Genomic DNA, 25,306 nt, shown 5'->3' on the forward strand with positions numbered 1-25,306 from the left:
TCCCCTCGCATGGACGTGGCGCCCCGCGGCGAGGTTCTCGTCCACCGTACGGCGGGCCCGGGCGGGGAGTGCGTACCAGATCGGGTCGTCCACGGCCGCCATCCAAGGGGACGGCGGCCGGCCCGGCAAACGGTTGACCGGCCGGCCCGAGGGGTGGCTGACCAGGCGGCCCGGCGTGTGGTTGACCAGGCCGAGCCGGCGAGTGGTTGACCAGGCGTCAGCCGGAGCCCTCGCCGAGGTCCTCGAGCAGGGCGCGCATCGCCTCGATGAGCGCGGCCTTCTGCGCCTCGTCGAGGCCGGCCAGCAGGCGGTGCTCGTTGGCGACGTGGGCCGGCAGGGCGCGGTCGATCAGGGCGTGGCCCTCGGGGGTGAGTTCGACGTCGCGGCTGCGGCGGTCCTGGTCGCTGCGGGTGCGGGTGACCAGGCCGCGGGCCTCCAGGCGGTCCAGGCGCTGGGTGATCGCGCCTGAGGTGACCATCGCGGACTCCATCAGGCCGGTGGGGGTGAGGCGGTACGGCGGCCCGCTGCGCTTGAGCGTGGCCAGGACGTCGAAGGAGGGGGCGTCCAGGCCGTGCTCGGCGAAGGTGCGGTTGAGCTCGGCGTCCACCAGGCGGAAGAGGCGCTTGAGCCGACCGAACACCTCCATCGGGGAGACGTCCAGGTCGGGGCGCTCGGCGCCCCATTGCGCGACGACGCGGTCGAGATGATCTGCCACGGGTTCAGGGTAGGCGATGACGGCGAGTTTCCTTAGCGATGAGGTAACTGTGAGCCACGTCACCGACGAAATCCCCTCGAGGATGCCTTAGCGCTGAGATACATTGGCTTAGTGCTAAGTAATCGCCTCGCCGTCGTGCTGGTGACGGCCCTCGCCCCCGCCGTCTGGGGGACGACCTACCTCGTCACCACCGAGATGCTCCCGCCCGACCGTCCGCTCCTCGCCGCCGTCATCCGCTGCCTGCCCGCCGGGCTGCTGCTGATCGCCCTCACCCGCACCCTGCCCAGGGGCGGCTGGTGGTGGCGAGCGCCCGTCCTCGGCGCGCTCAACATCGGTGGCTTCCAGGCCCTGCTGTTCATCGCCGCCTACCGCCTGCCCGGCGGGATCGCGGCCACCGTCGGTGCCGTCCAGCCGCTGGTCACCGCCGGCCTCTCCGCCGCCCTGCTCGGCGACCGGCTCACCCTGCGCACCGTGCTGTCCGGCATCGCGGGCGTGGCGGGCGTCAGCCTGCTGGTGCTGCGCGCCAACGCCCAGCTGGACGCGATCGGGGTGGTCGCCGCGCTCGGCGGCGCCGTGGTGATGGCCTTCGGCGTGGTGCTCTCCAAGCGCTGGGTCTCCCCCGCGCCGCTGCTCGCCACCACCGGGTGGCAGCTCACCGCCGGCGGCCTGCTACTGGTGCCGGTCACCCTGCTGAGCGAGGGCGCCCCGCCCACCCACTACACCGTCGACAACGTGCTCGGCTACGCCTACCTCTGCCTGATCGGCGCGGCGCTCACCTACGCGATCTGGTTCCGTGGCCTGCGCGCCCTGCCGCCGACCTCGCTGTCCTTCCTCTCCCTGCTCAGCCCGGTGGTCGCCACCCTGGTCGGCTGGCTGGCGCTCGGACAGGACCTCAGCCCGCTGCAGGCGCTCGGCGCGGCGGTCGTGCTCGCTTCGCTCGTCGTCGCCCAGACCCAGCGGCCCCGGCCCCGCACCACCGACACCGGCGCCGCCCCCTCAGCGGACCGGACGGCGCCGGTACCGGGCGTCGGGCCGAGCCCGCTGCGCGAGAACGCCTGACACCGCGCCACCGGCCGCACCCAACCGCTCTCACCGCTCCACCGCGCCGGTGCTCCACCGCGCCACCGCAGGTCCGTTCGAAAGATCCAAGGAGAAACCTTCATGCGTATCACCGTGTTCGGCGCCACCGGCAACGTCGGCCGTCGGGTCGTGACCGAGGCGCTCGCCCGTGGCCACCAGGTCACCGCCGTCGTCCGCAACCCGGCCAAGCCGCACGGCCTGCCGTCCACCGTCACCGTCGAGATCGGCGACGCGAGCAACCCCGAGGACGTCGCGCGGATCTCCGCCGGGCAGGACCTGGTGATCACCGCCACCCGACCGGCGCCCGGCCGCGAGCACGAACTGGCCGCCGCCACCCGGGGCCTGCTGGCCGGACTGGCCGGCACCGGCGTGCGCCTGCTCGCCGTCGGCGGCGCGGGCAGCCTCGTCGTCCCGGGCACCGACGGGACGATCCTGGTGGACTCGCCCGGCTTCCCCGACGAGATCCGGCCGATCGCCCTGGCCTGCGGCGAGCAGCTGGACCTCTACCGGGCGGACGAGAAGGTCGACTGGACGTACCTGAGCCCGGCCGCGATGCTCGAACCCGGCGAGCGCACCGGCCGCTTCCGGATCGGCCGGGACGAGCTGCTGGTCGACGCCGAGGGCAACTCGGCGATCTCGATGGAGGACCTCGCCGTCGTGCTGCTCGACGAGGCCGAGCAGCCCGCCCACCGGCGCGCCCGCTTCACCGCCGGCTACTGACCGGCCGCTGACCGCCATCGCGGCCGGCAGCGGCGCACTGACGGCTTCGGACGGCCCCTGAGTAGCTCCTGAACAGCTCCTGACGGCCGTGGTGCTGGATACCCCCGCCCTGGGGTGTATCCAGCACCACCTCGAATACGGTGTCCTGCCTCATCGTGCGTCAGGTCCGCCGTCGGCAAGGATCGTTCCCGTGAAGACCACCGCATCCCGCACCCGTCGCGCGGCCGCCGTCATCGCCACCGCGGTCCTCGCCGGCCTCGCCCTGCCCGCCACGGCGAACGCCGACCCCGGCCGCGACCCCGGCGACACCGACCGCGTGCCCGCCCGTTACGCCGGCCAGCAGTTCCACTGGCAGCCCTGTGACGGGCAGCCGGAACTCGACTGCGCCACCATGGCCGTCCCGCGCGACTGGCACCACCCCGACGCCGGGCCGGACCTCTCCATCGCCGTCTCCCGGCACCGCACCACCGACCGGGCGCACCGGACGGGGACACTGATGGAGGCCGCGGGCGGCCCGGGCGGTCAGGGCCTGCTGCGCCCGATGGACCTCGCCCAGGGCGCCCCCACGGTGGCCGCCGCGTACGACATCGTCAGCTTCGACCAGCGCGGCGTCGGCCGCAGCACCCACGCCCAGTGCCAGACCCCGGAGCAGTTCCAGCAGTTCCTGGCCGGGGACTGGCGCGACCGGTCCCCGGAGGCGATCGACCGGGTCGTCGCCAACTCCCGAGCACTGGTGGCCGGTTGCGTGGAGCACAGCGGCGATCTGCTGCCCTACCTGACCACCGAGCAGACCGTCCATGACATGGACCTCTTCCGCTCCCTGCTCGGCGAGAAGAAGATCAGCTACTACGGCGCCTCCTACGCCACCATGATCGGCGCCTACTACGGCACGCTCTTCCCGCACCGGGTCGAGCGGATGGTGCTGGACAGCAACATCGGCTTCGAGGGCACCTGGGAGCAGTACGAGCTGGGCCAGCCGATGAGCTTCCAGCGCCGCTTCGAGCAGGACTTCCTGCCCTGGATGGCCGCCCGGGACGCCACCTACCACTGGGGCACGACGCCGGAGGAGGTCGAGGCGCACTGGGAGCAGCGGCGCGCTGCCCTGCACGACCGGCCCATCACCGAGGGCTCGTTGACCCTCGGTCCGAACCAGCTGGACAACGGCACCATCAGCGCGATCTACAGCGACAAGGCCTTCCCCCTCCTCGCCCGGGCGCTGACCGCCCTGGACGACTGGCAGGGCGCCGACCCGGCGGCCAAGCAGACCGCCCGCCAGCTGTTCGGCCAGTACCTCAGCCCGGGCTTCCTCGCCGAGTACTTCTCGGTGACGTGCGGGGACACCAAGTGGACCAAGGACATGGACACCTGGATCGAGCGCGGCGCGAAGAACACCGCCCGCTACCCGCTGGTCGGCGCCCGCACTCTCGCCTTCAGCTCGGTCTGCGCGCTCTGGCCGACGGACCCGGCACCCAAGGTCAAGGTCACCGGCGCCCACCTGCCGCCGGTGCTGATGCTCAACTCGCTGCACGACCCGGCGACGTACTACGAGGCGGCGCTCGGCGCGCACCGCGCGCTGCGGGGTTCGAAGCTGGTCACCGTCACCAGCAACGGCAACCACGGGCAGTACCCAGGCTCCGACCCGTGCGTCACCGGCACCGTCGAGCGCTACCTGCTGGATGGCCGGATACCCGAGCACGACCTGACCTGCCCGGCCCCGTCGGCCGGTTGAGCCGCACCACCGTCAACCACGCCGCTGCGCCCCGAACTTGGCGCGCAGCCAGGCGGCGGCAACGGCCAGCCCGGCGAAGCCGCCCACTGCCAGCTTGACACCGGCCTTGGCGACGATCCAGCCGACTCCGGGAACGGCCCAGCCCAGCCAGTGGAGCATGGCCAGCAGCACCGCGCAGCCGCAGAGGACGGACAGCACGGTGGCGCCTACGGCCGCGGCGCGGGACAGCTCGCGCGGTCCGCCGCCGTCACCGACACCGTCGGCTACCGAAGTGGTCTCCCCCGTCTGCTCGTTGGGCGCCCCGTCCGTCGCTCCGCCGGCCGTCTCGTTCGTACCCCGATCACCCATGGGGCGATGATACGGCTTTCAGTGGCAGGAGTGGTGGGTGTCTCCGAGGTGCTCGCCGGTCTCGTCGTCGGGGAAGCTGACGGCCATGGTGACGCGGTACTCGAAGACGTCGTGGCGGTGCCCGGGCACCCGCGCCCAGGCGAGCGAGTGCACCTCGGCCTCGGGGGCCTGCCGGCACCAGGCGGCCGCCTCCTCCAGCGCGCGGGCGGCCGAACGCCCGGTGCACACCACGGCGGTGTACGCGGCGACCGCGACGTCGCCGCCGGTGGTGCGGCCGCCGCGCGACACCGCCCGGACGGCGGCGGCGGCCTGGGTCAGGTCACGGGCCAGGTCGCCCACCATCCGAGGGGGCGCCGGCAGGACCACCGCCCCCTCGGCGACGGTCTCCGGCAGGTTCGCGCTCACGGCTTCGGCCTCCATCCACATGGTCACGCGGCACAGCATGCCGGACCGGATTTCCTGGCATGCCCACTTTCACCTGAACGTCATCCGTCCAGGGCCGAGTTGGGGGCGCTCCCTGGCGCCGGCCTGCCCGTCCTGCTAGGGAGGGCCGGTGCGGTGCGGGGTATCCGGGCAGGTCAGGGAGGTCGCCCACGGGCGGCGCCGGGGAGCCCGGAACGACGCCCACGTACCACCCCCGCGCCTCGAGCCGCCGGTCCGACCGCCGGGGCGCCCGGACTCCTGATGGGGGTTCGCGGTCGACTCCCTTGTGCAACAGGAGAGATGAGAAGGTCGTGAGATCCCCGGCGCGGGTCCGGAGCCGCAGGACCGGGGCTGAGGTGCTGCGTCAACCCTCGTGGGGGCCACCGGTCGCCGTCCGTCCATCCTGTCCCTGTCAGATCGTCGTGATACTAATCGTCTCCGGGCGGCGGGCGCCGCCGCGTGGTGGGCGGGCATGATGACGACGGTTCAACCGTTCCGGGGAGGTCCGGACGGCGACGGGGAGGGGCAGCAGATGGCGGCGAGGTTCGGCAGTGCCAAGGGCGGGCGCAAGGTTCGGCTCGGCAAGCGGGTCACGGGGACGGCGGCGGCGTTCGCCGCGCTCGCCGCGCTGACCGGCTCTCAGGTGTCGGGCCTCGGCCTCGCGCAGACCGCGGCCGCCGACGCCGGCCCGGCGCAGGACGGCACCGCTGCCCAGGGTCCGGCCTCCTCCACTCCGTTCGGCGGCCCCGCGACCGGCATACCCGGCGTTCCCGGCACCGCGGCCGACGGCGGCAGCGCCGTTCAGCTGCCGCAGCCGCCCGGTGCCCTGCCCGGCCAGCCCGCGGCCGGCCCGTTCACCGCGACCGGCGCGGCGCTGCCCGCCACGGTCTTCGCCGCCTACCGCCAGGCCGAGGCCTCGCTGGCCCAGCGCTCGCCGGGCTGCCACCTGCCCTGGCAGCTGCTGGCGGCGATCGGCCAGGTCGAGTCCGGCCAGGCCAACGGCGGCCAGGTGGACGCCGCCGGACGGACGCTCACCCCGATCCTCGGCCCGGTGCTGGACGGCAACGGCTTCGCCGCGATACCCGACACCGACGGCGGCCGCTACGACGGCGACTCGCGCTGGGACCGCGCGGTCGGTCCGATGCAGTTCATCCCGTCGACCTGGGCCTCCTGGGGCGTGGACGCCACCGGCAAGGGCACCGCTGACCCGAACAACATCTTCGACGCGGCCGAGACCGCCGGCCGCTACCTGTGCGCGGGCGGGCGGGACCTCTCCGACCCGTCACAGCTGGACCGGGCGGTCCTCAGCTACAACGACTCCACCGAGTACCTCCGCACCGTCCGCAACTGGATGGCACACTTCGGCAGCGGCCAGGTGACCACCGTCCCGGACCTTCCCGGCGTCCCGAGCGTGCCGGGCACCCCGCCTTCGCCGTTCCTCCTGCCGTCCGGCACGACGGCGGGCACCTCGGGCGGCACCTCGACGGGCAACGAGGGCACGGGCACCGCCCCGACGCCGTCCCCCCAGCCGACCGTGCCGCCGGTGACGCCGACCCAGTCCCCGACTCCGACGACGACCCCGTCCGCGACGACGACGCCGTCCGCGCAGCCGACCACCACGCCGACGCCCAGCGGTTCGCCGTCGGCCTCCGCGAGCCCGACGGCCACCCCGAGCGGCAGCCCGTCCCCGACGGCCACCCCGAGCGGCACGCCGTCCGGCACGCCGTCCGGTACGCCGTCCTGCCCGAGCCCGACGGCGACGGCGACGCCCACCGGCACCGCCACCCCGAGCGGCACACCGTCCCCGACCGCCACCCCGAGCGCCACCCCGCGCGCCACGCCGAGCGGCACCTCGTCCGCGACGCCGACCGCCCCCGGCTGCCCGACGCCCAGGCCGAGCGGCTCCCCGAGCGGCTCGCCGAGCGCCACCCCGTCCGCCGGATCGAGCGCCACGCCGAGTTCCTCGCTGTCGCCCTCGCCCTCGCCCTCGGCGACCGTGAAGAAGTAACCACCCCGCGCCGTACCGCCGGCGGCGGCAGGAGGGACCTCGGTCCGTCCTGCCGCCGTCGCGCTTCCCGGCGAGAGCCGGGCGCTACGCCTGCTGCCGCCGCGCCTCTGGCTGCCCCCCAGCCTCCTCCTGCCCCCCAGCCTCCTCGCGCCCTCGCATCGCCCGGTGCTCGCGCCAGCGGCCGAGCATCCCGTGCAGCTCGTCGATCATGAACTCGAAGAAGGCCGCGCTCTCCTCCAGCCGCTTCCCCGCCGCCGTGCCCGCCCCGACGGTCGCCTCCCCCTCCTTCAGCACCCGGATCCAGCGCAGCAGAAGTTCGTCGCGCCGGGTCAGCGACTCGAACCAAACGTCGTTGAGCACCCGGTAGCGGTCGCGCCGGGATCCGGGCTCGCGCTCCTTGGCGACCAGCCCGACCTGGATGAGGTAGCGCATCCCGCCTGAGACGGCCGCCGGGCTGATCTGCAGCCGTTCGGAGAGCTCGGCGGAGGTCAGCACGCCGCTCTCCTCGGCCATCAGGCAGGAGAAGATCCGGGACGGCATCCGGCCCATGCCCGCGACCACCAGCTCGGCCGCGAAGCGCTCCACGAAGTCCGCCACGGCCCGAGGGTCCTGCCCCTGCTCCGGCTCCCGTTCCACCGCTCTCCCCTTTCCAGAGATCATCCGTCCCTCCGGTCGAACCATAACGCTTCCCAATATTCACGTTTTTCTGAAACTACGGTAGCTTGAGAAGCATGACCAAGGCCATCATCCTGTCCGGTCTGCGCAAGACCTTCGGCCGGACCACCGCACTGGACGGCCTCGACCTGACCGTCGAGACCGGCGAGGTCCACGGCTTCCTGGGCCCCAACGGCGCCGGGAAGTCCACCACCATCCGCGTCCTGCTCGGCCTCCTGCGCGCGGACGGCGGAAGCGCCCGGCTGCTGGGGAAGGACCCGTGGAGCGACGCCGTCGAGCTGCACCGCCGCCTCGCCTACGTCCCCGGCGACGTCGAGCTGTGGCCCAACCTCACCGGCGGCGAGGCCATCGACCTGCTCTCCCGGCTGCGTGGCCGGCTCGACCGGCACCGCCGGGACGAACTGCTCGAACGCTTCGACCTCGACCCGACCAAGAAGGGCCGCAGCTACTCCAAGGGCAACCGGCAGAAGGTCGCCATCGTCGCCGCGCTCGCCTCCGACGCCGAGCTCCTGCTGCTGGACGAGCCGACCTCCGGCCTCGACCCGCTGATGGAGGTGGTCTTCCAGGACGTCGTCCGGCAGGCCAAGGAGCAGGGCCGCACCGTCCTGCTCTCCAGCCACATCCTGGACGAGGTGGAGAAGCTGGGCGACCGGGTCAGCATCATCCGGCAGGGCCGGGTGGTGCAGAGCGGCACCCTGGGCGAGCTGCGCCACCTCACCCGCACCACCGTCGAGGCGGAGACCAGCCGCCCGGTCACCGGACTGGACGCGCTGTCGGGCGTGCACGCCCTGCGCACCGACGGCCTGCGCGTGCGCTTCGCCGTGGACGGCGCCCGACTGGACGCCGCCGTGCGCACCCTCAGCGAGGCCGGGCTGCGCAGCCTGGTCAGCCACCCGCCCACGCTGGAGGAACTGATGCTGCGCCACTACGGCGACGAGCTGGCCACCAACGGGCACCGGAGCGAGGACGAGGCCGTCCGATGACCGCCACCGCCGCCACCCGCACCACCCCGCGCCGCGACACCGGCCGCGCCGGGGACCGCACCACCCTGACCGGCGCCGCCGTCCTGGTCCGCTTCGCGCTTCGCCGCGACCGGGCGCGGCTGACCGCCTGGGTGCTCGGCCTGGCGCTGGTCACCCTGGCCACCGCCAACAGCGTCCGCACCGTCTACCCGACCGCCGCCGACCGGGCCTCGATCGCGCACGGCTCGGCCAACCCGGCCCTGCTCGCCATGACCGGCCCGGCCCACTACCTGGCCGACTACAGCTGGGGCGCCATGCTCGGCCACCGGCTGCTCGGTCTGCTGGTCGTCATGGCAGGCCTGATGAGCGTGCTGACCGTCACCCGGCACACCCGCGCCGAGGAGGAGGGCGGGCGCGCCGAACTGGTCCGCTCGGCCGCCGTCGGCCGGCACGCCCAGCTCGCCGCCGCGCTGGCCACCGCCGCCGTCGCCGACCTCGCGCTCGGCCTGCTGCTCGCCCTCGGCCTGCCCGGCCTCGGCGTCCCCGGCCTGACCGGTGGCGGCGCGCTGCTGTACGGGGCCGCCACCGCTGCCGGCGGACTGCTGTTCGGCGCGGTGGCCGCCGTTACCGTGCAGATCACCGCCTACACCCGGACGGCCTCCGGGCTGGCCCTGGGCGTGCTCGGCGCCGCCTACGCGCTGCGCGCCGCCGGGGATGCCGGGGAGAGCGGCCTGTCCTGGGCCTCCCCGATCGGCTGGCTGCAGCGCAGCTACCCCTTCGTCGACGACCGCTGGTGGCCACTGCTGCCCGCACTGGCGCTGGCCGCCGCCACCGCCGCGGCCGGGTTCGCGCTGAGCACCCGCCGCGACTTCGGCGCCGGGCTGCGCGCCGCCCGCCCCGGTCCGGCCACCGGCAGCCCGGCCCTGGGCACCCCGCTCGGCCTGGCACTGCGCCTGCACCGCGGCCTGATCGGCGGCTTCGCGGTCGCCCTGCTGCTGCTCGGCGCGATGTACGGGTCGCTGCTCGGCCAGGCCGACTCGATGCTCAAGGACGTCGACCAGATCAGGCAGGCGCTGGCCCGGCTCGGCGGCCACACCCTCGCCGACTCCTTCGCCGCGCTGACCCTGCTGGTGGTCGCGGTGGTCGGCGGTGTGTACGCGGTGCTGGCGACGCTGCGCCCGCGCGCCGAGGAGAGCGCCGGGCGGGCCGTGCCGGTGCTGGCCGCCGGGGTGTCGCGGTCCGGCTGGCTGGGCGGTCACCTGGCGGCGGCGCTGCTGGGCTCCACCGCCGTGATGCTGGCGGCGGGCGTGGGCTTCGGCCTGGCCGGGGCGCTGTCCACCGGCGACGGGGGCGTGTTCCTGCGGCTGACCGGGGCGGCGCTGGCATTCGCGCCCGCCCTCTGGGTGACGGTGGGTTTCGCCGCGGCCGTCTACGGCTGGCTGCCCCGGGCGATGCCGCTGGTCTGGGTCGTCCCCGCGTACGCCTTCGTGATCGGCTACCTGGGCCCGCTGCTCAAGTTCCCCGCGGGCCTGGACCGGCTCTCCCCGTTCGGCCAGGTGCCACGGCTCCCCGCGGCCCGGATGGACTGGACCCCGCTGGCGGTGCTCACCCTCCTCGCGGCCGCACTGATCGTGCTGGCCCTGGCCGGGTTCCGGCGCCGGGACGTCGAGTAGCGTCGCGACGCCCGAACCGCGGCGCCCGAACCGCGGCGGGCGGAGGCGCCGGGTCAGAGGTGCTTGAGCAGCTCCGGCATCAGGTCCTTGAAGGTCCGCCCGCCGGCCGGCCGGCCGATCGCGACCATCTGCCAACCGGCCGGCGTGCGCTGCACCTTGGCCATGATCTGGGCGGTGTACGGGCCGCCGTCGGTGAGGGTGTAGCGGGCCAGCTCGATGCCGGTGGTCTCGTCCACCAGCCGGCAGAAGGCGGCCTCGACCTCCTGGAAGGTCTGCCCGGTGAAGGAGTTGACCGTGAACAGGATCTGGTCGACCTCGGCGCCCACCCTGGTCAGATCGACGGTGATGGACTCGTCGTCGGTCGCGTCGCCCGCGCCGCCCACCAGGTTGTCCCCGCTGTGCCGGACCGAGCCGTCGTTGCTGGTGAGGTGCTGGAAGTAGACCACGTCCACCGACCTCCCGCCCGAGAACAGCACCGCGGAGGCGTCCAGGTCGATCTCCCGGCCGGCGGACAGCAGCTTGGCCAGGAAGCCCTTGCGCTGAACGGCCTTCCAGCCCAGGCCCATCCGGACCAGGCTCAGCTGCCCACCGCCCGGCTTCTCCAGGCTGATCTTCTGCCCCTTGGCCAGTGAAACGGTCATCGTGCCCTCCTCGTTCCTACCGCCGTCCGTGCTGCGAACCTATCGCACGCAGGGAAACCTGTGATCATCGGACAGCGGCTCGGAGCACCCTTACCCAGCAGTCCCCCGGGTCGCACTTCCTACGGTGCTCCGCACACCGGGGGATTCACCGGTCGGACGTCACCAACTTCGCGACACCCCGGCGGACTTCCGCACCACGCCCGCCAACTGCGTGCTCTCCTACGCCCTGCCGGCCGGGGCAGGCGTCACCGCCGTCAGCGTCGCCGGCCCGGACGGCACCGACCCGGCTCCCCGGCCCGTCCCGTACACCGTCACCGGCGGGACGGTCAGCGTGCCGCTGGACCGTCGGCCAGTACTCGGTGGTGACGATCACCGAGGGGCAGCCGCCGGCCCACCACTCGGCCGACCGCGCCCACAGGTGGGTCAGGCGTCGCCTTCCAGGAGGTGCTGGTGCACCTCCTGGAAGGTCCAGGCTCCGCCGGCCGGCCGGGAGAACACCCAGGCCAGGTCGAACCGGTCCGGCCAACTGGCCGGGACCCCGCTGCCGGAGGCGCCGAGCGCCTCGACGATCCGCGGGATCCGGGAGTGCTCCCAGCAGATCAGCACCGGTTGCGCCCCGGCGAGCGCGGCACCGGCCAGCTCGGACTCCTGGGACTCGGCGTAGGTGGTGTCCACGGTGAGCCCGAGCTCGGCCCCCAGCGGCGTGACGGTCTGGCGCATCCGGTGCGCCCCGGCCATCGGGCCCTGGTCGGTGGCCGCGTAGATCCGGACCGGGGTGCGCAGTCCGGCCGCGGGCGGGGCGAACAGGGTGGGCAGCGTCTTGGCCCGGTCCCAGCCGCGCTGGGTGAGGGACTTGTCGTCGTGCTTGCCGTTCTCGTCCAGGCCGGGGTGGCTGCCGTCGGGCTTCTCACCGTGCCGGATGATCATCACGAAGGCCGCCGTGCCCGGGTCACTCGCCCTGGCCACCGGGCCGTTCTTGTCGGCCTTGCCCTTCTTCCCGCCCGAGGAGCAGGCGGCCAGCACCAGCGGGGCAACGGCCGCCAGGCCGGTGAGCAGCGTGCGGCGGGAGGGTCGGGTCGTCACTCGGCGCCCCGCTCCAGCCGCACGAGCGCGTCGATCGCGACGCTCGTCAGGCCGCCCCCGTGGCCGGGCTCGCCGACCGTACGGTGGACGCGCTCGGCCCGGACGGTGTGCAGGCCGTACTCGGCGAGGTCGGCCAGGACGTCCTCGGGGGTGAAGAGCACGGCCGGGTCCTGGGGGCCGCCGACGCCCTCGGTGAGGTTGGTCAGGTCGTGCCCGACGACCAGCAGGGTGCCGCCGGGGGCGAGCGCCTCGGCCGCGCGGTGCAGCGCCGCCCGCCGGTCCGCGGCGGGGAGCTGGAGGTAGGCGATCAGGACGAGGTCGTAGCCGCCGGCCGGGCCCTCCTGGGTACGGGCGTCGCCGTGCCGCCAGGTGAGCCGGTCGGCGACCTCGTCGGGCAGTTCGGCGGTGAGCCGTTCGGCCCGTTCCAGGGCGACGGCCGAGAAGTCGAGGCCGGTGACCTCCCAGCCCTGGGTGGCCAGCCAGATGGCGTTGCGGCCCTCTCCGGTGGCCAGGTCGAGGGCGCGACCGGGGGTGCTGCCGGTCAGTTCGCGGACCACCCACTGGTTGGGCGCGGTGCCCCACACCAGTTCGCTCGCGGCATAGCGGTCGTCCCAACCCTGACTGTCCATGCGCTCCTCCGTTCGGCGGGCCGGTTCCGTCCCGGTCAACCTACCGGTCCGCCGCCCTCCGCCGCCCGGGGCGGTCCAGCGGGCGGACACCCCTGACGGCGAATATCGGTCCAGTCCGATCTGTTCATCAACCAGGCCGCCGCGCAGATCCGTTGGGACGCGGTGACGCAGAGCAGCTGGGTCTACGACGGCACCAACTTCTGGACCGGTGACACCTCGCAGGCCGTCCGGGCACGCGGGCCCACGCCAAGGGCAAGGGCCTGGGCGGACTGTTCACCTTCTCCCTGGAGAACGACGACGCCTCCGGGACCATGCTCAACTCGATGGACGCCGGCCTCCGCCGGCGTGACATCGGAGACGAGCACCGGTGGTCCCGGCGGGACCACCGGTGCTCGTCTCAGGCCCCGGCTCAGCCCTTGAGGTCGAGCGAGGGGAAGAGGTCCACGAAGGGCTGGGTGGTGACCGAGACGCTCCGGGCGAACGGGTCGTCGAAGTCCCAGATCATGAACAAGAGGAAGGCGATCAGCACGCTGAAGCAGGCCGCCAGGATCAACTCCCTCGGCGTACGCCTGATCTGCAGCGCGAACAGCATCCCGATGGTCACCACGGCGCCGCCGATCAGACCGAACCAGACCACGCCCGGCATGGTCGGGCCGGCGCTCTGACCGCGCTGGTTGCGGGCGTCGGAGGCCTGACCGATCCGGTCCATGATCGGCTGGTAGGTCTGGGACTCCAGGTCCGAGGCCGGCGCCCGGCTGGCCACCTCGTTCTGGACCTTGTCCAGCAACTGGGTGCCCTTGTCGGTGATCGCGCCGTTCTCGGACATGTAGTCCCACTCGACGTTCACCACGTACGTGACGTAGGCGTCGATGTCGGACCGGACCTGGTCGCGGAACTCGGCCGGGTAGACCACCGCCCGGTCGCTCACCTCCCGCAGCGACTGTGCCTCACGGAACAGGTCGTCCTGGGCGGCGCCGCGCGCCTCCCAGACACCCGCGATGGCGAGACCGAGGACGATCGCGTAGACCACGCCGATCATCATCGTGATGTACTCGATGACGTCGGGCGTCTCGTCGACGTTCTCCTCGACGCCCGCGGTGCGGCGCCTCAGCACCACCACCGCCAACACAACGGCACAGGCCGCCGCCATGGCGACGACCAGCGCCACCCACTCGGACATGGGAACTCCCTTCTCTGGCTTGGCTTGTGACGTGAACGGGGAAGCAGGGGGCTCAACGGGAACCTCGAGCCCTGAACGTGTCGGGGGCCGCGGTCTCCGGGCGGCCGGGACGGAGGTGCTCGTCAGGACCCTGAACGGCCGCGGCCTCCGGCGCGCCCCGGGCGCAGCGCAGCCGCCGCCAGGATGCCGGGCACGAAGATCAGCAGCATCGTGGTGGTCGTCGAGGCGCCGTGGTTGTGCTGCGCGACCGGCAGCGGCTTGCTGTCCCACACCTTGAACGCCGGGTGCGCCGAGGGCGTCGGCCACAGCGGGCTCGGGCGGACCGGGCTCGGTAGCGCTGGGCTGGGGTCCGCCGGAGCGGGCGCCGCCGGGAGCGGCACCACGGCGGGCGGAACCACCTGCGGGGCGGGCACTGCCGGCTCGGGGGCCGCGGGAGCGGGGGCGGCGGGAACCGGCGGGGGCGGGGCCGGCGGCCCGGGCGAGGGCGGCGGGGTGGGTACCGGGGTCGGCCTCGGCGGTGTCGCACTCGGGGACGGCGCGGGGGTGGGGGTGGGAGTCCTCGTCGGAGTCGGGGTGGGGGTCGGGGTCGGCGTGGGGGTGTGCGTGGGTACGGGCGTCGGCGTGGGGCTCGGGCAGGGGTGCGGGTGGTGGTGGTGCGGGGGCCGGTGGCCGTGGTGGCGGCCGACGTCGGGGGCGACGGTGACGTCGACCCGGACGTCGACGTCCACCCCGACGTCGACGCTGCCGCCCGGCCCGACCGAGGTCGAGACGCCGGTCCCGATGCAGACGCAGGTGTCCACGGCCGAACCGTGCGGGCTCCCGCCGGGGCGCTCGGCGCCGGCGGCGGTGGCGCCGCCGACCAGCGCGCACATCGCCACCACGCCGACCGCCGCGCCGATCAGTCGCACTCGCCGCCCGGGAGCGGCTGACCCGCCGTGCCGTGGTATCCGTCGGAACTGCCGGCGCTGCGGCATGGGCTCCACACACCTCTCGGTTCGCCTGGGGGAGGACGGGACGGACTCGGGCCGATCAGCCTGCGCAAACGGGCAGCAGTGGCCGGATGCCGATCGGAACCGATCGGAACCGATCGGGTACGACCATGCGCATTCGAACGCGAGGCGGACGGCCCGCATCCGGGGCGGGCCGTCCGTCATCAGGTGAAACGATCTTCGAGTGGGCCGGTTACGGCCCGCGCTCGCTGTTCTCCGGCAGTCAGTGGCGGCGGTGCGCGATCTCGACGTTCTCCAGCACACCGACCGCGTCCGGCACCAGGATCGCGCACGAGTAGTAGGCGCTGACCAGGTAGGAGATGATCGCCTTCTCGTCGATCCCCATGAACCGGACCGAGAGCGAGGGCTGGTACTCGTCCGGCAGGCCGGTCTGGTGCAGGCCGATGACGCCCTGGTTGTCCTCGCCGGTACGGATCACCAGGATCGAGCTGGTGTTCTCCTTGGTGATCGGGATCTTGCTGCACGGCAGGATCGGCACCCCGCGCCACGCCGGCACCTGCTGCCCGCCGAGGTCGACGTGGTGCGGGTAGATGCCCCGGGCGTTGAACTCCCGGCCGATCGCGGCGATGGTCCGCGGGTGGGCCAGCAGGTAGTCGGGGTCGCGGCGGCGGTTGAGCAGCTCGTCCAGGTCGTCCGGGGTGGGCGGGCCGGACTGGGTCTGGATCCGCTGGTCGAAGTCGGCGTTGTTGAGCAGGCCGAACTCCGGGTTGTTGATCATCTCGTGCTCCTGGCGCTCGCGCAGGGCCTCGATGGTCAGCCGGAGCTGGTGCTCGATCTGGTTCATCGGCTCGTTGTACAGGTCCGCGACCCGGGTGTGGACCTTGAGGATGGTCTGCGCGACGCTCAGCTCGTACTCGCGCGGCTTGAGCTCGTAGTCCACGAAGGCGCCGGGGAGTTCGTACTCGCCGTGGTGGCCGGCCGACATGGCGATCTCGGCCTCGCCGCGCTCGTTCTGGGCCTGCAGCGGCAGGGCAAGGAACGACGCCAGGTGCTCCTGGAGGCTCGGCGCGTTGTCCCGGATGCGGGCGAAGTCGTCGCGGCTCAGGGTGAGCGCCACACCGGCGGTGGCGGTCTTCGCGGTGTACTCCCAGACGGCGTCCGGGTTCAGCAGCGAGTCGTCGCCGAAACGGTCGCCGTCGCCGGCCACGCCGACCACGGTCTCGTCGCCGTACTTGCCGGTGCCGAACTTGTTGATCTTGCCGTGCGCGATCAGGAAGATCCGGTCGGCCGCCTCGCCCTGGGTGGTGAGCACCTCGCCGGGGCCGAAGTCACGCTGCTGGCAGCGGTCGGCGAGGGCGGTCAGCACCTCGTCGTCCTCGTAGCCGCGCAGCAGGGCGAGTTCGCCCAGCTCCGCCGGGATCACGCGGACCTGGGAGCCGGTCTTGATGAACTCCACCACACCGTTGCCGACGGTGTAGGTGAGCCGACGGTTCACCCGGTACGCGCCACCGTGGGCCTCGACCCACGGGAGCACCTTGAGCAGCCAGCGGGAGGTGATCTCCTGCATCTGCGGGGCGGACTTGGTCGTGGTGGCAAGATTGCGGGCAGCTGCCGTCGCAAGGCTCTGCTGCCGGTCCTGCTGTGTCTCCGGGCTCGTGTCCACGGGCATCGGCAGGGGTCTCCATTCGTGTGGTGGGATCACGCGGTCAGGGCCGTACCGCTCCGCCCTGGGCGCGAGCCGCAACGGATCATCAGATCCACTGACCGGAAGGGAAGTTGGCGAGTGTGGGGAGTGTGACCGCCATCGCCCGGCGGTCCATCCGGAACCCTAGATCACCAGAACAAGACCGGGCCCGTACGGCGGCCGACTACCCCCCGATAGGGTGAATCTCCCGCTTTCGGCCCCCGCCTGCTCCCGAGCGCCCCACCCACCACCGGGACATCCGGGAGCTCGGCCGGAATCCGGCGGGGCAGGGCCGTCACCGGGATCCTGGCCAGCCGGTCGGAGGTGCCCCGTTGTGCGGTCGCGTGCTCGACCCCGTCCGCAGGCGGCAGTGGCTGGTGTGCCGTGATGATTGGTGTATGTGTGCACAGGCGGATCACGAACCGGACGACACCCGCCACCGGGCGTTCGGGGTCGCACCGCCGCACGTCGCGGCGCCCTCCGCGGCTGTCGGACTCCTGCCGCCGGTCGGGCGGGCGCTCACCGGCACGCTGCCGGACCCCCCGCGCGTGGGGCCGCGGCGGTCCGCTTCGCCCGCCCGGGCCCGGCCCGTTCGCCGCTGCCTCTCGTTCGACCGGGCGCACCGCCACCGGAGCACGCGATGAGGCTCCCGCGCCGAGGCGGGACCGACCGACGGCGCCGGACGGAGCCGGGCGGGTCGGAGCCGCAGGTGCCCGCCCAGCCTGCCTGGATACGCTGGCTGCCGGTCATCTACGTCGCGACCGTCCTGGCGCTGGAGCCGATCACTCCCGTGCAGTGGCCGGTGAGCTTCGTGCTCATCGCACTGCCCGTCGTCGCCGCCTACGCCCACGGTCCCGCCTTCGTCGCCGCTGTCACGGTCTTCGCCATCGTCTTCGAGGGCGTCCTGGCGGGCACTCCCTGCTGTGCGGGCCGCGACGTGGGCTATCTGTGGGAGCGCCACTACGTGGCCACCTACTTCTCCACGGCACTGGTCGGGATGCTGGGCGCCCTTCTGGCCGCCCACCGAACGCACCGGGAACGCACCCTGGCCACCGTACGCTCGGTGGCCGAGACGGCGCAGCGCGTGCTGCTGCGTCCGGTCCCCCACCTCCTGGGCCGCATCGGCATCGAGACCCTGTACCTGTCGGCAGCCGCGGAGGCCCGGATCGGCGGCGACCTCTTCGAGGCGATGAGCACCGCGCACGGTGTACGCCTGTTGATCGGGGACGTCCGGGGCAAGGGCCTGCTCGCGGTGGAGACGGCCGCGGCAATGCTGGCCGCCTTCCGCGAGGCCGCCCACGACGAGCCCGACCTGCCCGCGATGGCGCGCAGGTTGGAGCGGAGCATGAGCCGCCGAGCCGCCCAGCTCCCCGGCGGCGAGGAACGCTTCATCACCGCTGTGCTCGCCGAGATTCCCGACGACGAGCCGGTGGTCCGCATCGTCAACTGCGGTCACCCCCCGCCGCTGCTCATCGACCGGGGCCGGATCAGCGAACTCGCCCCGTGCGATCCGTCACCGCCTTTCAACCTCGGTGTGCTGCTCGGCGGCGACTACCCCGTCGACGTGGAGCCCTTCCGTCCGGGCGACCAACTGCTGCTGTACACCGACGGCGTGACCGAGACCCGCGACCGCACCGGAGCCTTCTACCCGCTCACCCAGCGCGTCCGCGAATGGACCGGCCTTCCGCCGCGCGAGCTCCTGAACCACCTGCACCGGGACCTGGTCGCGTACAGCGGCGCCGCCCTCGACGACGACATCGCCGTGCTCGTCGCGCACCGGCTCCTGGACGGGGAGGAGCCGGGCCCGCACACCGATCGCGCCCGGGAAGAGTCGAAGGGCGGCGCTCGACGGCAGCGCCGACGGCTCGGGGCGGCGCTGGGCCGCCACCCCGCAGCAGCCCGTCGCCGACGACCGCACTGACGCGACCTGATCACATGGACTGCGTCAGCACCGGCCTCGCTACCTGCCCCAGATCGTCCGGTACGCCTGGCGGTAGCCCCCCGGGTCCCAGAAGGTCGCACCGCCGCTGTTGGCGGCCGTGGAGATGTGGACCGGGGCGACGTAGCCGCTGGCGGGCTGGTGGGAGAAGGCGCGGTTGAACTCGTCGACGATCTGCCAGCCCTGCTCGCTGAGGGGCTCGGGAACGGTCGCGGCCTGGAACTGCCTGCTGTCGATGCGCTGGAAGGCCGAGGGGTCGCCGTCGCCCGCGCCGATGTTGTACGGGGCGGCGTTGCCCGGCCTGCCGGCCGCGCGCAGGGCGGGTGCGGCGTCGGCGAAGTACAGGTCGTTGATGGCGACCGAGTGCGTCCACTGGCCCTGGAAGCGGGCGAGGAGGGCGGAGACCGCCTGGGGGGTGCGGCTGGTCGCGTCCGGGATGGGGATGTTCTCGGAGGCCAGCAGCCTCACGCCGGGGCAGGTGGCGAGTTCGTCCTTGATCAGTTCGGACTTGTTCCTGGCGAACGGGACGGAGTCGTCGGTGAAGACGACGACTCCGGCCCTGCCGTCGGACTCCGCGATGACCCAGTCCGCGCTGAGCCGTGCGACGTCCCCGACGCTGGTGGTGATGTTGCTGAAGAGCGGGGGGCTCGTGCTCGGCCCCGGGGCCGCGACCGCGTGCCAGCCGATGAGCGGGATGTGTGCCGTGTCCGCCTGCGCGACCTGCTGTGCGGTCAGACCGGGGTCGAAGCCGCCGATGACGATGCCCGAGGGTTCGAGGTTGACCGCCTGGGCGAGCGCCGCCTGGATGCCGGCGGGCGTGCCCTGCCCGTCGATCACCCGGACGCTCCAGCCGATGACCGTCGCGGCTTCGATGACGCCCTTGGCGACCCCCACGACGCCGGGGTTGGTCATGGTCTGGGCAACGTAGACGATGGTCCTACCGGGAACCGCCCTGGGGCCGCTGGTGGGGCCGTCCCAGGGGACGTCGACCTGCTCGGCCTGCTGGACGCCCGCCTTCGCCCTGGCGAGGGTGGCCGGCGGGCAGCCGGCCCTCGACGGCCCTGCCACGGGGGCCCCGGCCCTGGTCGACAGGCCTCGCTGGCAACCGTCCAGGGCGGTACCCGCCGTTGCCAGCACGACTGCTGCCAGCACAGCCGCGGCACCGCGCTTCACGGCGTGTCCCGGGAGGCTGTCACGTCCGTCGAGGGCGGCGTGACCGGACCGCGGGTCTCGGCGCCGGCGGCCCGCAGCCGGCGGCGTGCGGAGTAGCCGGCCAGGCCGACGGCGAGGAGCAGCGTCGCCCCGTTGAACAGCGGCACGGCCCAGAAGTCGGCGCCGAGTTGTCCGATACCGGCCAGACCGATGGCGAGGACGGCGACGGCGACCACGGTGCCCAAGGCGTTGGCGCGACCGGGTCTGATCGCGGTGGAGCCGAGCAGTGCGCCGACGAACGCGGGCAACAGGTATTCCAGGCCGACGCTCGGGTTGCCGATCTGCTGCTGCGCGGCGAGCAGGACACCCGCGAAACCGACGACCAGGCCCGATCCGGCGAAGGCGTAGACGCTGTAGCGGCGGGTGGGGATACCGACGAGTTCGGCGGCGCGCGGGTTGGAGCCGATGACGTACAGGTACCGGCCGAGCGGCAGCCGCTCCTGCAGCAGCCACAGGACGGCCGCGAGCGCGAGCACGTAGGAGGCGGACACCGGCAGTCCGAGGAACGTGGAGTCGTAGAGGTCGGTGAAGGCGGCCGGCAGACCGCCCGGACCGGGGAGGACCCGGGCGCCGCCGGTGATCCAGCCGGTGAAGGCGTACAGGATGCTGCCGGTGCCGAGCGTGGCGATGAAGGAGTCGATCCGCCCGAACTCGACGATCACACCGTTGAGGGCCCCGAAGGCTGCTCCGCCCAGGATCACGGCCAGGCAGGCGAGCGGCCACGGCCAGTCGCCGTCGACGACGAGCCGCAGCACCGCGATGTGCGCGAGACCGAGGGCGTAGCCGATGGACAGGTCGAAGTTGCCGCTGGCGATGGGGATCGTCGCGCCGAGCGCGAGGATGGCGGGGATCGACTGGTTGGACAGGATCGAGGAGACGTTGTCGAGGGTGGGGAAGGTGTCCGGCCGCGCGACGGAGAAGATCAGGAACAGCAGAACGGCGAGGGCCGGCAGGCCGTAGCCGCCGATCAGGTGTCCGCGCCGGCGGTGCCGCGGGGGTCGGCGGGAGCGGGGCTCGGTCATCGGCCTGTCGCACGCCGGTCGCCGTCACCACCGGTGACGGGAGGCATGGCCGAGGCGGCGGAGGTGAGCTCGGTGACGGTGAGGGCCGCGCCGGTCAGCTCGGCGGCCATGGTCCCGCGGACGAACACCAGGGCGCGGTGGCACACGGTGGCGACCTCCTCGAAGTCGGTGGAGATGAGCAGGACCGCGAGGCCGTCGGCCAGCGCCTGGTCGAGCAGCCGGTAGAGCTCGGCCTTGGCGCCGACGTCGACGCTGGCGGTCGGCTCCTCGAGGATCAGCAGCCGCCGGTGTGCCCGGAGCCACCGGCCGACCATGATCTTCTGCTGGTTGCCGCCGGACAGCGTGGCGATCGGTGCCTCGCTGTCGCGGGGGTGCACCGAGAACCGCTCGATCAGGGCGGCGGCCTGGGCCCGCTCGCGCCGGGGGCTGATCCAGTGCAGCGCCGACCGGCTGCCCGCCCGGGGGTTGGCCAGGAAGTTCTCACGCACCGTCAGTTCGGCCGCGCAGCCCTCCTCCTGACGGTTGCCGGTGACCAGTCCGACGCCGGAGTCGACGGCATCGGCCACCGTGTGCGGGGCGTACGGTCGGCCGTCGAGGAGGGCCCGCCCGCCGAGGATCGGACGGGATCCGGCGAGGGCGCGGCCCAGGTCGTGGTGGCCGGCGCCGGTGAGGCCCACCATGCCGAGGATTTCGCCGGCGCGCAGCTTCAGGCTGACCGGCCCGGTGTCCGTGGTCCGCACCGCGTCGAGGCTCAGCACCACCGGGCCCTCGGCAGGCGCGACCGGGGCGGCCCGGCGGCTGACCGGTTCGCGGCCCACGATGTCGTGGACCAGGCGCCGGCGGCTGTGGCCGGCGAGCGGGCCGGAGCTGATCAGACGGCCGTCGCGCAGGACGGCGAAGGCGTCGGCGACCTGGTAGACCTCGTCGAGCCGGTGGGTGACGTAGACGATGCCGTGCCCCCGGTCGCGCAGGGCGCGCAGTACGGCGAAGAGCCGGGCGCAGTCCGCGGCGGGGAGGCCGGCGGTCGGCTCGTCCAGGACGATGAGCTCCGCCCGCGTCGCCAGCGCGCGGGCGATGGCGACCAGCGATCGCTCGGCGGGGGCGAGGTCGGCGATCCGCGCGTCGGCGTCGAGGTGCCCGGCGATCAGGGCGAGGGCGTCGGCGCAGCGCTCCCTGGTCCGCCGCCAGGAGACCAGCCCGTGACGGCGCGGGTAGCCGGCCACCAGGGCGATGTTCTCGGCGACCGTCATCCACTCGACGAGACCGAGGTCCTGGTGGATGAAGGCCATGCGCCGAGCGGCGGCCTCGGTGCCGAGCGGGTGCCCGGCCACCGTCACCTCGCCCTGGTCCGCGTGGTGGATCCCGGCGAGTGTCCGGATGAGGGTGGACTTGCCGGCGCCGTTCGGACCGAGCAGGGCCAGGACGCTGCCGCGACGGATGTCGAGGTCGATCCCGGCCAGCGCGGGAGTGCCGCCGAACCGTTTGCCGAGACCGCGGATCCGGACGAGTGGGTCACGGCGCGGGGGTGGGCCCGCCGGGAGATCGGAGGTGTCGCGCATGGACCACCGTTCCTACCAGCTCGGCCCGGCCGCCGTGTCGGCGACACACCACGGCGGCCCGCTGAACTCCGGAGGGCGGGTCATCCGATGTCGGGAATGTCGGCGAACTGGTTCTCGAAGAAGCGGCCATCGAGGAGGCCGGGGACGCCGTCGGACGCCTCCAGGGCGCATTCGGCCCAGATGATCTTGCCCCTGGGCGTGTAGCGGGTGCCCCAGGCCTGGGCGAGCTGGGCGACGAGGAACAGGCCGCGGCCGCCCTCGTCGGTGGTGGCCGCGTGGCGCAGGTGGGGGGCGGTGCTGCTGCCGTCGGAGACCTCGCAGATCAGGGTGCGGTCGTGGATCAGACGGACCTGGATGGGCTCGGTGCCGTAGCGGATGGCGTTGGTGACCAGCTCGCTGAGCAGCAGCTCGGTGACGAAGGCGACCCCGTCCAGCCCCCAGTCGCTCAGGCGGCGGGCGGCGGCGGCGCGGATGTCGCCGACGCGGGCCGGGTCGGCGGGAAGGTCCCAGGTGGCGATCCGGCCGGGGTCGAGGGCGCGGGTGCGGGCGACGAGCAGCGTGACGTCGTCGGCCGGGTGCTCGGGCACCACGGCCTCCGCGACCGTGCGGCAGATGTCCTCGGGCGAGCGGTTCGGGTGGGCCAGGGCGGTGCGCAGGCGGTCGAGGGCCGCGTCGGGGTCGCGGCGGTGGTCTTCGAGGAGTCCGTCGGAGTAGAGGATCAACCGACTGCCTTCGGGGAGGTGCAGCTCGGCGGTTTCGAACGGCAGGCCGACCAGGCCGAGCGGGGGCCCGGCGGGGAGGTCGGGGACGGTGACCGTGCCGTCCGGGTGGATCACCGCGGGTGGCGGGTGACCGGCGCGGGCCAGCGTGCAGCGCTGCGAGGTCGGGTCGTAGACGGCGTACAGGCAGGAGGCGCCGATGATGCCGTCATGGCCGGCGGCCGGCTCCGTGCCGTCCTCGTCCCGGTCCAGGCGGCCCACGAGGTTGTCCAGGTGGGTGAGGAGCTCGTCGGGGGCGAGGTCAAGTTCGGCGAAGTTGTGCACGGCGGTACGCAGACGGCCCATGGTGGCGGCGGCGTGCAGTCCGTGGCCGACGACATCACCGACGACCAGGGCGACCCGGGCACCGGAGAGGGGGATGACGTCGAACCAGTCCCCGCGCGCCCCGGACTCGGAGGGCAGGTAGCGGTGGGCGACGTCGATGGCGCTCTGCTCGGGCAGGCTGCGTGGGAGCAGGCTGTGCTGCAGGGCCAGGACCATGGCGTGTTCGCGGGTGTAGCGGCGGGCGTTGTCGATGCAGATGGCGGCGCGGGTGGCGAGCTCCTGGGCCAGCGACCGGTCGTCGTCCCCGTAGGGGGCGGGGTTCCGGGCGCGGTAGAAGCCGGCGATGCCGAGCACGACGCCGCGGGCCAGCAGCGGGACGGTGATGAGGGAGTGGACGTCGTGCGCGAAGAGGCGCTCCGCCGCCTCGCGGTCCTGCGAGATCCAGCCGGCGGCCCTGCGCAGATCGGGTTCCAGCACCGCCTGTCCGCTGGCCAGGCAGCGGCGGTGGGGCGTGGCGGGGCTGAGGTCGACCCGCTCGCCGACCGGGTAGAAGGGGCAGTCGGTGCGGATGCCGTGGACCACCGTGCGGTGCAGCTCGCTGACGGGGTCGGTGGGCTCCTCGCCGCGCAGGACGGTCTCGGGCAGGTCGATGGTGACGTAGTCGGCCAGCCGCGGGACGGCCATCTCTGCGAGTTCCCGGGCGGTCCGGGTCACGTCCAGGGTGGTGCCGATGCGGGTGCTGGCCTCGGACAGCAGCTCCAGGCGGCGGCGGGCCGCGACGGCGTACCGCCCCACGCCCGGCTCGCCCAGCAACAGCAGCCTGGTGGCCTCACCGGGACCGGAGGCGCACGGCGTCCGGTCCCCGCGATCCGGTGCGCCACTTTCCGGGGGCCGGAGCGGCGGGACGCCGGCGGTCATGGCGGGCTCCGGAACGCCGACCGGCCGACCGGCCTGGCCGGGGGCGGCAGGCCGGGGCGGCGAGTCGCCGTGCAGGACCGCCTCGATGACGAAGCCCTCCACCCCGGACGGGCTGGCCACCGGGCGGCTCAGCAGGGTGACCAGCCGGCCCCGGGAAAGGGTCACCTCGACCGCGGCGCGGCGGGCCGAGGAGATCAGCTCGGTGGCCATCTGTTCGAGCAGTATCCGGTCGTGCCGGTCCAGCCCGCTTCGTGGCAGCTCGGCCAGGCCGACCGGGCGCCCGTCCCCGGCCGCCTGGTCGCTCCGGGAGCGGCGCCTGGAATCGAGGTACGCGCGCAGCAGGGTGCGCTCCCGAGCCGAACTCTGCGCCAGCAGGCGCCGCTCGATGGCGGTGGCGGCCCTGCGGATCACGTCCACCATCTGCGGGTCCGCGTAGGCGGGCGGATAGCCGAAGCAGAGGATGCCCTCGATCCGCCCGCTGAGGGGGTCACGGACGGGAATCGCCGTACAGGCGTTCGACTGGCCGCGCTCGGCGAAGTGCTCGGCTCCGGAGACCTGGGTGAGCCGCCGCTCCGTGAGCGCCAGCCCGATGCCGTTGGTCCCGCCGTACTGCTCGGCGAACACGAAACCCGGCGTGCTCTGGCTGGCGGGCAGCTGCCGGACCATGGACGCATCGCCGAAACGGCGCTGCAGCACCGCCCCGTCCGCGTCGGTCAGGGCCACGTTCATCCGGCTGCCGGCGAACCTGGATGCCAGCCGGTCCAGCACGGGCCTGGCCGCGCGAACCAGCCGGCCGTCCAGATCGATGTCCGGCCGGTACGGTAGCTCGGACCCGCCCGGGGAGATCCCCATCGACTGGCAGCGTTGCCAGGAGTTCAGGATCAGACTCCGCACGCCACCCTCGACCGGTTCACCGAGCATGAACCGCTCACGGGCCCGTACCGGGCCGATCCCCGCCGCATCCGAAGCTGTCATGGCCGCCACAGCGCTCACATCTCCACGGATCTGCCCCCTTCGATGCAATATTAGGACTTTGCCCGCTTTGCGGTGCCCGACGGCGGATCGCGCGCGCTCCCCGAGCACGGTGGCGGTACCGCGACCATCACCGCATCA

21 protein-coding genes are annotated in these 25,306 nt (G+C 73.5%); 7 read left to right on the plus strand and 14 right to left on the minus strand.

All coding sequences use genetic code 11. The annotated features are described in order from the left end of the window. Window positions 1-217 precede the first annotated feature (217 nt). Complete coding sequence (locus HS99_RS18465) at window positions 218-715, minus strand: MarR family winged helix-turn-helix transcriptional regulator (RefSeq protein ID WP_030284472.1); 498 nt, start codon at window positions 713-715, stop codon at window positions 218-220. A gap of 111 nt (window positions 716-826) precedes the next feature. Between HS99_RS18465 and HS99_RS18470 the strand changes: the two genes are divergently transcribed. The 3 genes from HS99_RS18470 (at window position 827) to HS99_RS18480 (ending at window position 4,244) form a co-directional block, all read left to right on the plus strand. Further along, the gene (locus HS99_RS18470) at window positions 827-1,774 is read left to right on the plus strand and encodes an EamA family transporter (RefSeq protein WP_046387255.1); all 948 of its coding nucleotides are present in this window, start codon (window positions 827-829) and stop codon (window positions 1,772-1,774) included. Between the two features lie 102 nt (window positions 1,775-1,876). Then, entirely contained in the window at window positions 1,877-2,515 is a 639-nt protein-coding gene (locus HS99_RS18475; RefSeq protein ID WP_030284468.1) for an NAD(P)-dependent oxidoreductase, read from the plus strand. 190 nt (window positions 2,516-2,705) lie between these two features. Continuing rightward, complete coding sequence (locus tag HS99_RS18480) at window positions 2,706-4,244, plus strand: alpha/beta hydrolase (protein ID WP_223885874.1); 1,539 nt, start codon at window positions 2,706-2,708, stop codon at window positions 4,242-4,244. Between the two features lie 12 nt (window positions 4,245-4,256). Here HS99_RS18480 and HS99_RS18485 read toward each other — a convergent pair whose 3' ends face one another. Together HS99_RS18485 and HS99_RS18490 are read right to left on the minus strand one after the other, a co-directional pair. After that, on the minus strand, window positions 4,257-4,592 hold the full coding sequence (locus HS99_RS18485; RefSeq protein ID WP_030284465.1) for a hypothetical protein: 336 nt from the start codon (window positions 4,590-4,592) through the stop codon (window positions 4,257-4,259). Between the two features lie 18 nt (window positions 4,593-4,610). Continuing rightward, window positions 4,611-5,024 carry a hypothetical protein gene (locus HS99_RS18490; RefSeq protein ID WP_141763755.1) on the minus strand — a complete coding sequence of 138 codons (414 nt, stop codon included), beginning with the start codon at window positions 5,022-5,024 and terminating at the stop codon, window positions 4,611-4,613. A gap of 523 nt (window positions 5,025-5,547) precedes the next feature. On the opposite strand from HS99_RS18490, the gene HS99_RS18495 reads away from it, so the two are divergent. After that, window positions 5,548-7,023 carry a lytic transglycosylase domain-containing protein gene (locus HS99_RS18495; RefSeq protein WP_063737886.1) on the plus strand — a complete coding sequence of 492 codons (1,476 nt, stop codon included), beginning with the start codon at window positions 5,548-5,550 and terminating at the stop codon, window positions 7,021-7,023. Between the two features lie 84 nt (window positions 7,024-7,107). On the opposite strand, the gene HS99_RS18500 is transcribed toward HS99_RS18495, so the two are convergent. Continuing rightward, the gene (locus tag HS99_RS18500) at window positions 7,108-7,620 is read right to left on the minus strand and encodes a GbsR/MarR family transcriptional regulator (protein WP_359794070.1); all 513 of its coding nucleotides are present in this window, start codon (window positions 7,618-7,620) and stop codon (window positions 7,108-7,110) included. A 134-nt stretch (window positions 7,621-7,754) separates the two neighbouring features. On the opposite strand from HS99_RS18500, the gene HS99_RS18505 reads away from it, so the two are divergent. Both HS99_RS18505 and HS99_RS18510 read left to right on the plus strand, forming a co-directional pair. Then, window positions 7,755-8,681, plus strand: coding sequence for an ABC transporter ATP-binding protein (locus HS99_RS18505; protein WP_030553099.1), 927 nt, complete (start codon window positions 7,755-7,757; stop codon window positions 8,679-8,681). Then, window positions 8,678-10,333, plus strand: a complete 1,656-nt coding sequence (locus HS99_RS18510; RefSeq protein WP_030553101.1) for an ABC transporter permease — start codon at window positions 8,678-8,680, stop codon at window positions 10,331-10,333. The genes HS99_RS18505 and HS99_RS18510 overlap by 4 nt, the downstream gene beginning before the upstream one ends. Window positions 10,334-10,386: 53 nt before the next feature. Here the strand turns inward: HS99_RS18510 and HS99_RS18515 are convergent, their stop codons facing one another. The 6 genes from HS99_RS18515 to HS99_RS18540 form a co-directional block, all read right to left on the minus strand. Then, on the minus strand, window positions 10,387-10,974 hold the full coding sequence (locus HS99_RS18515) for a TerD family protein (protein WP_030284454.1): 588 nt from the start codon (window positions 10,972-10,974) through the stop codon (window positions 10,387-10,389). A 423-nt stretch (window positions 10,975-11,397) separates the two neighbouring features. Next, the gene (locus HS99_RS18520) at window positions 11,398-12,057 is read right to left on the minus strand and encodes a hypothetical protein (RefSeq protein WP_050366349.1); all 660 of its coding nucleotides are present in this window, start codon (window positions 12,055-12,057) and stop codon (window positions 11,398-11,400) included. After that, window positions 12,054-12,686: a class I SAM-dependent methyltransferase gene (locus tag HS99_RS18525; RefSeq protein WP_030553103.1), complete on the minus strand. Its 633-nt coding sequence runs from the start codon at window positions 12,684-12,686 to the stop codon at window positions 12,054-12,056. The genes HS99_RS18520 and HS99_RS18525 overlap by 4 nt, the downstream gene beginning before the upstream one ends. 409 nt (window positions 12,687-13,095) lie before the next feature. After that, the gene (locus HS99_RS18530; protein WP_030284449.1) at window positions 13,096-13,866 is read right to left on the minus strand and encodes a bestrophin-like domain; all 771 of its coding nucleotides are present in this window, start codon (window positions 13,864-13,866) and stop codon (window positions 13,096-13,098) included. Window positions 13,867-13,988: 122 nt separating this feature from the next. Next, window positions 13,989-14,774: a hypothetical protein gene (locus HS99_RS45900; protein ID WP_050366350.1), complete on the minus strand. Its 786-nt coding sequence runs from the start codon at window positions 14,772-14,774 to the stop codon at window positions 13,989-13,991. A gap of 304 nt (window positions 14,775-15,078) precedes the next feature. Beyond that, window positions 15,079-16,485 carry a family 2B encapsulin nanocompartment shell protein gene (locus HS99_RS18540; RefSeq protein WP_030280453.1) on the minus strand — a complete coding sequence of 469 codons (1,407 nt, stop codon included), beginning with the start codon at window positions 16,483-16,485 and terminating at the stop codon, window positions 15,079-15,081. 724 nt (window positions 16,486-17,209) lie between these two features. Here HS99_RS18540 and HS99_RS18545 point away from each other — a divergent pair. Then, window positions 17,210-18,421: a PP2C family protein-serine/threonine phosphatase gene (locus HS99_RS18545; protein ID WP_232543085.1), complete on the plus strand. Its 1,212-nt coding sequence runs from the start codon at window positions 17,210-17,212 to the stop codon at window positions 18,419-18,421. 39 nt (window positions 18,422-18,460) lie between these two features. Here the strand turns inward: HS99_RS18545 and HS99_RS18550 are convergent, their stop codons facing one another. The 4 genes from HS99_RS18550 to HS99_RS18565 form a co-directional block, all read right to left on the minus strand. Continuing rightward, window positions 18,461-19,612: a substrate-binding domain-containing protein gene (locus tag HS99_RS18550; protein ID WP_030280458.1), complete on the minus strand. Its 1,152-nt coding sequence runs from the start codon at window positions 19,610-19,612 to the stop codon at window positions 18,461-18,463. Further along, window positions 19,609-20,673, minus strand: coding sequence for an ABC transporter permease (locus tag HS99_RS18555; protein ID WP_046385692.1), 1,065 nt, complete (start codon window positions 20,671-20,673; stop codon window positions 19,609-19,611). The genes HS99_RS18550 and HS99_RS18555 overlap by 4 nt, the downstream gene beginning before the upstream one ends. Beyond that, a complete protein-coding gene (locus HS99_RS18560) occupies window positions 20,670-22,232 on the minus strand; it encodes a sugar ABC transporter ATP-binding protein (RefSeq protein WP_030557556.1) in 1,563 nt (520 codons plus the stop codon). The genes HS99_RS18555 and HS99_RS18560 overlap by 4 nt, the downstream gene beginning before the upstream one ends. A gap of 80 nt (window positions 22,233-22,312) precedes the next feature. Continuing rightward, complete coding sequence (locus HS99_RS18565; RefSeq protein ID WP_046385695.1) at window positions 22,313-25,168, minus strand: SpoIIE family protein phosphatase; 2,856 nt, start codon at window positions 25,166-25,168, stop codon at window positions 22,313-22,315. Window positions 25,169-25,306 lie beyond the last annotated feature (138 nt).

Source organism: Kitasatospora aureofaciens, assembly GCF_001188955.3.
GTDB classification, from domain to species: Bacteria; Actinomycetota; Actinomycetes; order Streptomycetales; family Streptomycetaceae; genus Kitasatospora; species Kitasatospora aureofaciens.